This window comes from Treponema sp. R80B11-R83G3, from assembly GCF_054786115.1.
Genome location: NZ_BDHF01000066.1, coordinates 1 through 11441, shown reverse-complemented (window position 1 = coordinate 11441; position 11441 = coordinate 1). Strand labels below are relative to the sequence as shown.

Annotated in this window: 6 protein-coding genes and 3 pseudogenes; 5 read left to right on the top strand and 4 right to left on the bottom strand. The window is 44.6% G+C overall.

The features are described 5' to 3' along the window. Positions 1-66: 66 nt before the first annotated feature. From ACYVRH_RS09210 to ACYVRH_RS09200, 3 genes and pseudogenes are all read right to left on the bottom strand, one after another. Positions 67-882, bottom strand: coding sequence for a PD-(D/E)XK nuclease family transposase (locus tag ACYVRH_RS09210; RefSeq protein WP_461256620.1), 816 nt, complete (start codon positions 880-882; stop codon positions 67-69). Between the two features lie 161 nt (positions 883-1043). Continuing rightward, positions 1044-1130 (bottom strand): annotated as a pseudogene (locus ACYVRH_RS09205) (hypothetical protein); the annotation flags it as partial. Between the two features lie 66 nt (positions 1131-1196). Continuing rightward, entirely contained in the window at positions 1197-2630 is a 1434-nt protein-coding gene (locus ACYVRH_RS09200; protein ID WP_461256619.1) for a class I SAM-dependent rRNA methyltransferase, read from the bottom strand. Between the two features lie 124 nt (positions 2631-2754). On the opposite strand from ACYVRH_RS09200, the gene ACYVRH_RS09195 reads away from it, so the two are divergent. From ACYVRH_RS09195 to carB, 5 genes and pseudogenes are all read left to right on the top strand, one after another. Next, positions 2755-5016, top strand: coding sequence for a histidine kinase N-terminal 7TM domain-containing protein (locus ACYVRH_RS09195; RefSeq protein WP_461256618.1), 2262 nt, complete (start codon positions 2755-2757; stop codon positions 5014-5016). Positions 5017-5195: 179 nt separating this feature from the next. Further along, a complete protein-coding gene (locus tag ACYVRH_RS09190; protein WP_461256617.1) occupies positions 5196-6248 on the top strand; it encodes a carbamoyl phosphate synthase small subunit in 1053 nt (350 codons plus the stop codon). Beyond that, positions 6245-7453: an EAL domain-containing protein gene (locus tag ACYVRH_RS09185; RefSeq protein ID WP_461256616.1), complete on the top strand. Its 1209-nt coding sequence runs from the start codon at positions 6245-6247 to the stop codon at positions 7451-7453. The genes ACYVRH_RS09190 and ACYVRH_RS09185 overlap by 4 nt, the downstream gene beginning before the upstream one ends. Further along, positions 7440-10004 carry a PEP/pyruvate-binding domain-containing protein gene (locus ACYVRH_RS09180; protein WP_461256615.1) on the top strand — a complete coding sequence of 855 codons (2565 nt, stop codon included), beginning with the start codon at positions 7440-7442 and terminating at the stop codon, positions 10002-10004. The genes ACYVRH_RS09185 and ACYVRH_RS09180 overlap by 14 nt, the downstream gene beginning before the upstream one ends. 26 nt (positions 10005-10030) lie before the next feature. Continuing rightward, a pseudogene (carB, locus tag ACYVRH_RS09175) lies at positions 10031-11341 on the top strand (carbamoyl-phosphate synthase large subunit); the annotation flags it as partial. A gap of 25 nt (positions 11342-11366) precedes the next feature. On the opposite strand, the pseudogene ACYVRH_RS09170 reads toward carB, so the two are convergent. After that, a pseudogene (locus ACYVRH_RS09170) lies at positions 11367-11438 on the bottom strand (hypothetical protein); the annotation flags it as partial. Positions 11439-11441: the final 3 nt, after the last annotated feature.

Here is an 11441-nt window from a genome sequence, read left to right as displayed (position 1 = left end):
ACCCAAACTCAAAAATTACAGCGCGCATATACAGCCCCTCCAAAGAGGGTATCGACAAAGGCTTTTTCAAACGGCGTATCCGCGAGGCGGTTCTAAGGCGCATACCATTCCGCTTTGATAGTCTAGTTCAGCTTTTAACTCACCCATCTTGCGTATGTACTCTATTTCATTCTGCGTGAAGCCCGTCATGGTTTTTACCGCCATCATTATGCCCTCCTCTCGGTTGGTTATATCAATTATTTTAGCCCTTTTCTCCTCGTCTGTCAAATATTCAAAAAACATTGCCCACTGTTCAGCGTTTGTCATATCTTCAATGGGTTTTCCGGCAATGGGTTTTGTTTTTACTAACTCAACAGTTATTATTCTGGTTTTTCCACCAAGACAGACGCGGGTTTTAAGATCGCTGTATGAAAAATCATGTATCAAGTATTCGTCTGGGAAAAATTTTCCCTTTGCAAGAATTGCGATTTGATAGGTTTCTTTCAAATCGTTATAATTTTTGCCATCCCCGTGAATGTCCTGCCCGGTGAATAATATCGCCGTATAGTATTCAAGGCGCACCATTTCATCAGCGTTGGGATTAAATGACATTTCCACGTTGACAAGCTCGCATTCTTTTGTTCTGCATGATACGTCGAAGCGCACGTATTTCTGCCTCAAATCTTTAATAGGCGGTTCGTTGGCTGTGATAGTCTCCACCGCGACATTGCGCCCGATAAGCGCGGAAATCAAGTCCGACAACGCGCCTCTTGACGTTGACGAGTCTTTTGTGAATACGGCTTTGAACACCGGGTCATAGCGGATGTCCAAGATACGCTCCCCGTCCCTGAAAGGGAAAGGGCCCCACTCGTACTGAGCGGGATTTTGATTGTTTGCTTCCATAATCAACTCCATAAATAGTTTTTTCCCGAACCTTCAAAAAGAAGGTTCCCTATATATGGCGTGGACTTGCGGTTTTGCTTGACTGTTTTTAAAAATTTTTTGGAAAATTTTCACACTGGGAGTGGGGAGTGGGGTTTTTGTCCGAGGGCTATGCGTAAACTTCACGCGCAGATAACGAACAAAAACCCCCACTCCCCATTCCCTACTCCCCACTCCCTCTCTTGGTCACGCATAGATAACGAACAACAACATTGCTAATTTCTAATTGTTAATTGCTCATTGCTCACTGCTCACTGCTCACTGCTCACTGTTAATTAAATCACCCGAAAAAACCCGCACTTCAAGTACAACGACTCATCATAGCCAACAAGCACCGGATGATCCTGCGCCTGAAAGCGAAAATCAATCTGTACAAGGCGGCATTGCGCGTCTGCGGCGGCTTCGGCGACCATGCGCTTAAATAGGATTTCGTCTAACGCCTGACTGCATGAGCAGGTTATAAAGATGCCGCCTGAGCGGACAAGTTTGATCGCGCGTAAATTTATTTCCTTGTAGCCGCGCAGGGCTTCTTCAAGAGAGCTTCGTGATTTTGCAAAAGCAGGCGGATCGAGTATTACCATATCAAATTGCTCTTTGCGCCGCGCTAAATTACGCAATTCGTCAAAAACATTCGCCTCGACTGTTGTTACGCGATCTGCGGCACCGTGCAACACTGCGTTCTTTCGCGCAGTTTCAAGCGCCGCCTGCGATACGTCAAGCATGATGAGACTTCCCGCCGCCCTTAGCGCGTGAAGGCCGAAGCCGCCTGTGTACGAACATGCGTCAAGAATACGCAGTTCCGCTCCTGTCTCTTTTTGCAACAGAGACGCGTATTTGCCAGCAAGCAGGTGGTTATCACGCTGATCAAGAAAAAAACCCGTCTTTTGCCCCTGAGGCAGATCCACGATAAAAGGCAAGTCTCCCTCAAAAATGACAATCCCTGTTTCTGGGAATGAGCCTTGCAGTACGCCTTCGCGTAACGGAAGCCCTTCCAATTCGCGGACATGGGCGGCGGATTTTTCGTAAATGCCGCCAACCGCGCCATTCGGGATAAACGCTGCGGGATACGCCATAGCGCCGGAATTCGCCGTATCCGCCGTGTTGTTTCCAGCTTCTGCCGTGACAGTATTTATCGCGCCATTTTTCACATTTGGCGCATTGATTATTGTTACCACTTCACACAGCGCTTCGATTATCATTTCGCGTCGGCAGTCCATTCCCCAGACTAGAAACTGCGCCGAAAGCCAAAAGCGCGGAGGGCCTAAGGCGGCCTTTGCGGCTTCAAAAGTGACGGGGCGCCGCGTTACGGCGGATTCAATTTCAGATAACGGCCAGCCTGTAAAACAGTCAATGATAAGACCGGGAAGAAAATCAGCTTCAGCAAAAACAAGCCGCGCCGATTCGATGGAAAGATCGCGGAAAAATATGCGCCTTAGAACCGCCTCGCGGATACGCCGTTTGAAAAAGCCTTTGTCGATACCCTCTTTGGAGGGGCTGTATATGCGCGCTGTAATTTTTGAGTTTGGGTTTACTATAGCCCTGCCTAAATATTTTTTGCGGCTGCTTTCGACATCGGCGCACTCGCCGGGAATAAGATGCGCCTTTTCCTTGCCTTCCAGTACGCTGTCAATTTCATTGCCATACGCCCAGGGGTGACCTAGAAGTATACGTTCTTCCTCGCCCGGTTTTAAAATTATTCGTTTCAACATTTTTCTATTGTACATTATAAATATACATAAAAGAATATGAATATTGTTTTTGTTAAATTTCACTCCTGAACCCAAATGGGTGCCTTTTGTTCTATAGTTTGTGCTATATCTAAATATAGCCATTATGTGGATAGAAGTCTCAATATTCGTAACTTCTCTTGTTTTCAGTTCTGTTATCGTATATATACTATGTTTTTTGTGGTTTGGTGATACAAGGAACCGCCGTTCCGTAAGTTTTTTTTGTTTGGGCATTTTTGTCATTTTTTGGACGCTTCTAAACGCAATTTCCATTATTTCTGCCGAAAATTTTTTCCCTGTTATCTATACTTTGCGGATTTGTTTTGTCTGTATTATTCCATTCAGCGTTTTGTGGTTTATCCTTAATTTTGCGCATATAAGAACATATAAATACCGGTTTGCCCTGCCTGTTATCTGCATATTTCCGGCTCTGGATATTCTGTTTATGATAACCAATCCTTTGCATCATTTAATGTTTCCTGATTATGCGTTTCCAGTTCCTACGCGGGGGCCTTTCTTCTGGATACACACTGTCGTAGATTTCTCCGTGGTGCTTCTTTCTTTTATTGTTCTTATCCGCTATGTTTTTAAACGCGCCAGAGATGAACCTCTGGTAATTGTCACAGTATTTGGGATGTCCCTTCCTTATATTCTAAATATTTTATATACCACCGAAATACAACGCTTCATTCCTTATGACATAACTCCTCTGGGATTTTTTATTACTTTTATGCTCTTTGCCATTACGTCTTACAAGTCACAGCTTTTAAACATAAAAGCTATAACCATGAACAATATTTACGCCCTCATCAAAGACGCGATTCTTGTTTTTGACGAACAGAACCGCATAATGGACACGAACCCTGCCGCGCTAATGACCTTTCCCAGTTTTTCATTTGATACCGGTCAAAGTACGCTGGAAAAATTTCTTGCCTATTTACGGGAACAGAACGCTGAATGTACGCCGAATGATTTTTTCGAACAGCTTAAAAAAGAAAATATTGAACGAAGCGGAGAGATCAAACTGTTCCTGAAAGGCGGGCAAATAATAACTTTTATGGTAACGCTAAAAACAATAATGGTTAGAAAAAAACCTAAAGGTTATATTCTTATCATGTCCGACGTAAGCGTTTACCATTCCATGATTTCTGAAATAAACATACAAAATACGCGGCTGGCGGAACTTCGTAAAGAAGCGGAAGCCGCGTCAATGGCAAAAGGCGCTTTCCTTGCGAACATGAGCCATGAAATACGCACCCCGCTTAACGCGGTGATTGGCATGGCGCTTATCGCCCAAAAAAACGCTGAAAGTCAAAAAACATTGTCGGCAATTAAAGAGATAGAAACCGCTTCCGTACATCTTTTAGGATTGCTGAACAACGTATTGGATATGTCAAAAATAGAGTCAGGCAAATTTGAGCTTATCCATGAATCTTTTTCTTTAAAGGCGGCAATGGATGAGGTGGTGAAACTCATAACTCTCCGCTGCGCGGAAAAAAATATACGTCTGGAAACCAATTTTGAAAATTTTAATAATTACCGCGTCATGGGGGACAAATTAAGACTCAATCAAATACTGCTAAACCTTTTGGGAAACGCGGTAAAATTTACCCCAAAAGACAGCGTAGTGTTTTTTTCACTTAATGCGCTTGATGAAAATGAAGAGTATGTAAAAATACAATTTATTATTTCAGATAACGGTATCGGAATGTCAGAGGAACAGATGGGAAAGCTTTTTAAATCTTTCAGTCAGGCTGATTCGGCTATTTTTAACCAATATGGCGGAACCGGACTTGGGCTTTCCATCAGCCAGAATCTTACGGAAATGATGGGGGGGCGTATCAGCGTAAAAAGCAAACTGGGCGAGGGTTCGACATTTGAATTTACGCTGTGTTTCCCGATAGTTGAAGAAAAGCAAGATAAGGCTATCGGAGAAATTACGCCCGATCTTTCCGGCAAGCGCATCCTTATTGTGGAAGACGTGGAAATAAACCGTTTTATTTTAACGGAGCTTCTTTCGGATACCAATGTGGAAATTGACGAAGCCACGGACGGAGCTGCGGCTGTCGCCCTTTTTAACGGGAAGCCGCATAATTATTACGACCTTATCTTTATGGACATACAGATGCCTATAATGGACGGCTATGAAGCCACCCGTCAAATAAGGGCCATTGAAGCTGAAATTATTAAAAATGAAAAAATTAAAGGCTGTAATGTGCCGCATAAACAAACGCGCATTGTTGCCATGACAGCTAACGCATATAAAGAAGACATTGAAAAAGCCCTAGCCTCAGGAATGGATGGCCATCTTTCCAAACCCATCGATATAAACGCCGTAATGCACACTCTCGCGGGAATACTTGAGTAACAAATCCCGTTATTTCCGTTTTATGAAGAATTTTACCACGAACCACACGAACACCACGAACCTTTAGCCCATATCCAGTCGCTGTTCGTGATGGTTCGTGGTAAAAATAATTAGCAATAAATGTCTCTTGATAAATATTCCGTAAAATGGCATTATTTAATTTAAATAAAGGACAAGAAATGACCGCGTATTTAGTTTTGGAAAACGGCACTGTAATGAAAGGCGAATATTTTGGCGCTCAGGGGGAAATTACAGGGGAAGTCGTTTTTGCAACCGGCATGACCGGTTATTTGGAGACTTTGACCGATCAAAGCTATTACGGGCAGATTGTCCTTCAAACTTTTCCCCTAATCGGAAATTACGGAGTTATCCCCCCCGATTTTGAAAGCGCAAATGTCGGGGCAAGGGCGTATATTGTCAAACATCCGTGTAAAAACCCGTCCAACTTCAGGAGTGAGGGCACTCTTGACGCTTTTTTAAAAGAGCGCGGTATTACAGGATTATACGGAATTGACACGAGGGCGCTTACAAGAATCATTAGGGAAAACGGCGTTATGAACGGAAAAATTACGTCTGCGCCTCCCACAGAAGCCGACATTGCCGAAACAAAAGCGTATTCAATTATAAACGCGGTCGCCGCCGTGTCATCGCGGACTGTTACAAAAACCCCGCCGAAAAATTCGCAGGTAAAAAAACGCGTAGCGTTAATGGACTTTGGCGCAAAGCGCGGAATAGCGAACGCGCTTTCGGCGCGTGGCTGCGAGGTGTGGTCTTTTCCGCATGACATAAACGCGCAGGAAATACTGAAAATCAAACCGGACGGGATCATGCTCAGTAACGGTCCCGGAGACCCGGCGGAAAGCGCCAATAGCGGAATTATAGAGACGCTCCGTATTCTGCAAAAGAGCGGAGTGGCGATTTTTGGAATATGTCTGGGACACCAATTGCTGGCGTTGGCAAACGGCTATTCAACGCGCAAACTTAAATTCGGACACAGAGGGGCAAACCAGCCTGTTAAAGAATTGGCAACAGGGCGCGTTTACATCACCAGTCAAAATCACGGATACGCTGTTGTTGCAGATAACGGTTCGTTTGTGAACGTAAACGACGGCACATGCGAGGGTATGGATTACGGCAATTCGTTTTCGGTGCAGTTTCACCCCGAAGCGTGCGGTGGGCCGCTTGATACGGCTTTTCTGTTTGACCGTTTTATAGAAAGGATGAAAAAATGAATTTAACAGCCGACAACGTAATCGCTTACTTTCAACCTATTCTTTCCGCTGATTCAAATAACGTATACGCTTTTGAAATTCTGGGGCGTTATGTGGATGACGACGGAGCAGTGAATTCTTTAGGTCCTTTTTTTACAGACCCCAGCATATCGCATGAAGAAGCTCTCAGAGTAGACAGAATAGTAAGAAGATACGCAATGAAAAAATACGCCGAAGAAAAGCGGAATGAATATCTGTTTATAAATATCAGATTGGCGTGGCTACTGCCTTTTTTGGAAAAACCGGAAGATATGGTAACTTTGCAATTGGCGAAAGAATTTGGCATCCCCAACGACAGGCTGGTTATAGAAATTACGGAAGAAGATTTTAACGCAAACGAAGAATATCTTCGCGCCATTGTCCACTACAAAAAAGCCGGTTGCAGAATAGCGCTTGACGACTACGGAAAGGAAGCCAGTAATATTGACAGGCTGGCAAAACTTCATCCCGACATTATAAAAATCAATATTGATTACATTCATAACAGTGAAACGTCCTATCATTACCGGGAATATTTACGCGCCATTGCCGCCTTCGCGGATTCCGTAGGCATCGAAGTTTTGCATGAAGGAGTGGAGACTGAGCGCCAGCTTGATATTTGCATTTCCTCAAAGGGCAGATTTTACCAGGGATTTTTGCTTGCCGTCCCTCAAGCGTCCATGAGCGATCCGGTTGTCAACTCGTTTGTTTTTTCCGCGTTAATCGCAACCGCCTATAACGCGATACAAAGCAAAACGTTCGACGCGGAATCCTTAAAAAATTCCCTTGATATTCAAATTGAGCTTTTTTTTCATGAAAACCCGTTCGATAACGAAAAGATAAACAACGATGAATACCTTATTAAACTTTTCAGTGAATTAAAGGATGTGATACGGATTTATATGTGCAGTAAAAAAGGCGTCCAACTTTCCAATAATATTGAACGGGAATCGGATAATATCGTATGCCGAGATTTTAAAAATAAAAACTGGGCATGGCGCGGATTTTTTCATGAAACAATAAAAGCCATTATCCGAGGCAGAAAAAGCTGCCTTTCAAACCCGTACCGTGATTTTACGACAAAAGAAAAGATATGCACTTATTGTTACGCGATAACCGATGATATATTTTTATTTGCGGATATGATAAAGGCTCCGGAGGAGGTGAACGATTATGCCATTGGATAGAAGAGTAAGCACAGGAATGTCCGGTCTTGATCAGGCTATTGACATGTTTAGGTTAGGTGATAATGTAGTTTGGCAGGTGCAGTCCATAGAAGATTATCTCCATGTATTGCGTCCGTATATCAGGCAGGCAAAGCAGGACAACCGCAGGCTTGTCTACTTCCGGTTCGGAAACCATGAGCAGTTAATGGCGGATAACGAACCCTCTGTTATGTATCAATTGGATACATCGGAAGGTTTTGAATTATTCGCCCTTAAAGTCCATGATATTATTGACCGCGAGGGACTAAAGGCTTTCTATGTGTTTGACTGCCTTAGCGACTTGCTTACAAGCTGGAGTTCCGACATGATGGTAGGCAATTTTTTTCGTATAACATGCCCTTTCCTGTTTATCCTTGACACGCTGGCTTATTTCGCCATTATCAGAGGTTCCCTCACCCACGACACAATTGCCCGAATACGGGAAACTACGCAACTTTTAATGGACGTGTACAATGTTGACAATAAATTTTACATTCATCCGCTCAAAGTATGGGAAAGATATTCGCCCACAATGTTTTTTCCCCATTTGATTGACGGCGATGAAGCCGTTTCACTTACGTCAAGCGCTGACGCGGCGACTTTGTTTTCACGGGTCAGCAAGGGCGGACAGCCAAGGGATTATTGGCAAATTAAACTTGATCACGCGCGTTCATCCCTTAGCAGCGATGAAGATTCTCAGGAAAAGATGAAGAAGATGCTTATGGGCTGGATTATCGGAAAAGAATTGCGCATAACAAGCCTTATTGACAAATATTTTACGCTGAGGGATATTCTTGATATTGCGGAGAGGGAAATAGGAACGGGTTTTATCGGCGGAAAAAGCGTCGGGATGCTTCTTGCAAGAAAAATTCTGGAGAAAGAAGCCGGGGACGTTATGCGAAATCATTGGGAGCCGCATGACTCGTATTATCTGGGTTCGGATATTTTCTACACTTACATTGTACATAACGGGCTGTGGGATTTGCGGATTAAGCAAAAAACAACCGAAGGGTATTTTACGGTCGCGAAAGAATTGCAGGAAAAGATGAGACAGGGAAAATTTCCCGATATTATCAGAGAACAGTTTATACAGATGCTTGAACATTTCGGACAATCGCCCATTATAGTCCGATCAAGCTCACTGCGCGAAGACAACTTTGGCAACGCTTTCGCCGGAAAATACGAAAGCGTCTTCTGCGCCAATCAAGGCACGCCGGAGGAGCGTTATTCTGCATTTGAACAAGCGGTACGTACCGTCTACGCCAGTACCATGAATGATGACGCTCTTTCTTACCGTCAGCGAAGGGGTCTTACCAATCAGGATGAGCAAATGGCGATTCTTGTTCAGCGCGTTTCAGGCAACCATTACGATGAATTGTTTTTTCCGCACATTGCCGGAGTCGGGAATTCCATCAATCTGTATGTATGGGACAAATCAATGAACCCCGAAGCGGGTATGCTACGGCTGGTATTCGGTCTTGGAACACGCGCCGTTGACCGCGTTTCAGGCGATTACGCGAAAATTGTTCCTTTAGATTGCCCGAATAGGGGGCCGCCTGTCAGTTACGGCGATGAAAAAAAGTTTTCCCAACATAAAGCCGATGTGCTTGACCTTCTTAATAACAAATTGGCGGAAGTGCCTCTTGAAAAACTTGCGGACGGCGATTTAAAAACCGATAAAAATATTTTTTTTACAACGGATAACGCGGCGATTAACCGTATGAAAGAACTTAGAATTAAATATAACTTTACTCCCAGAATACCGGATTTTAATAAACTGTTAACTGAAACCGGTTTTCCGGAATTTGTCCGCACGGTGCTTTCTACGTTGAGCGCCGCCTATAACTATCCTGTGGATATTGAGTTTACAGCTAATTTTGATCCAAATGGCGATTTTAGATTTAATCTTCTGCAATGCCGCCCCCTGCAAACAAAAGGGCTTGGCAGAGTCATGGAAGCTCCGCAACCGAAGCAGGAGCAGATATTTTTCTCATCCGCCGGTGATTTTATGGGCGGCAATATCAGGCTGCATTTTGATTATGTCGTTTTTGTCAAGGCGACGGAATATCTTGATCTGACAGATAATGATAAATATCAGGCTGCGCGTACAGTCGGCCTTATTAACCAAAAGTTAAAAGATAAAACGGTTTTATTAATGGGGCCGGGAAGGTGGGGAACAACAACGCCCTCACTTGGAGTTCCGGTTCATTTTAGTGAGTTATGCAACATGGCGGCCCTGTGCGAAGTATCGTACTTGAAAGCCGGCATAGTGCCTGAGTTGTCTTTTGGCAGCCACTTTTTCCAGGACATTGTGGAGTCTGATATTTTTTATGCCGCCGTATTTGACGGAGAACCCGGCATAGTATTTTGTCCCGAACAAATTTTATCGCGGGAGAATCTGTTTGCGGAATTCTTTCCGGAAGAAAAGAAATGGGAGTCCGTGATACACATAGCGCAAACGCCCGGTTTAATTTTACATTCAGATATTACAAACCAAAAATTACTTATTTATTGGGATAAAGATGCCGTATAAGGATGGACGCTGGAGGATGAAATCCCATGCCGCTTGATAAAAAGATAAAAAAAACAATGGTCATAGGATCAGGTCCAATTGTCATTGGGCAGGCGGCGGAATTTGATTATGCGGGAACGCAGGCTTGCAGGGTACTCCGGCAGGACGGTATTGAAATTGTCCTTGTTAACTCAAATCCTGCCACCATAATGACAGATAACAACATCGCCGATAAAATTTACATCGAGCCTTTGACCCTTGCCACCGTCAAGCGTATTATCGAAAAAGAACGCCCCGACAGCATATTATCCGGTCTCGGCGGACAGACGGGACTCACTCTCTGTATGCAACTTGCCCGAGACGGCTTCCTTGACAAAATGGACGTGCGCCTGCTCGGCTCCTCTCCTGAAACTATCGACAAAGCTGAAGACAGAAAACTGTTTAAAGAAACAATGCAAAGCATAGGCCAGCCCGTGATTCCTTCGGTAATCGCAATTGACGTGCAAACGGCGATTAAATTTGCCCATGAACTGGGGTACCCCGTTATTGTGCGTCCCGCATTCACTCTTGGCGGTTCAGGCGGCGGCATTGCAACTAACGAAGCTCAACTCAAAGAAATTGCCGCTAACGGATTATCACTATCGCCGATAAATCAAATTTTAGTGGAAAAATCCATCGCAGGCTGGAAGGAGATCGAGTTTGAAGTGATGCGCGACAGGGTAGGGAACGTAATCACAGTTTGTTCAATGGAAAACTTCGATCCTGTAGGCATACACACGGGCGACAGCATCGTTATCGCTCCCGCCGTTACGTTAGCTGACAAAGAGTATCAAATGTTGCGTTCAGCCGCGTTGAATATAATTTGCGCGCTCGGCGTTGAAGGCGGCTGTAACGTACAGTTCGCCCTGCATACCGACAGTTTTGAGTATGCGGTCATCGAAGTAAACCCGCGCGTTTCGCGTTCTTCCGCCCTCGCGAGCAAGGCGACAGGATACCCCATTGCGAAGGTCGCGACAAAAATCGCCATCGGCTATACCCTAGATGAGATAATAAACGCCGTTACGGGAAATACATTCGCCGCGTTTGAGCCGACTCTTGACTATGTCGCGGTGAAATTCCCAAAATGGCCATTTGACAAATTTGTGTACGCGCAAAAAGAGCTTGGCACTCAAATGAAAGCCACCGGCGAAGTAATGGCAATCGCCGACACTTTTGAAGAAGCCCTTGTAAAAGCCGTGTGCGGCGCGGAGATAGGCCTTAACACCCTAGAAATGCCGCGCCTGTCCGCAAAATCAACCGAAGAAATCCGCTCCCTTCTAAACACAGTAACCGATGAGCGGCTGTTCGTCCGCCAAGCACATAAGACGGGCGCATTAACACTGGAAAGCCTAATTTTTCGGCGGCGGCTAACGCTTCTTCTTCCGTTAAAACTCCGTACCCCTTTGGGCGTTTGATTTG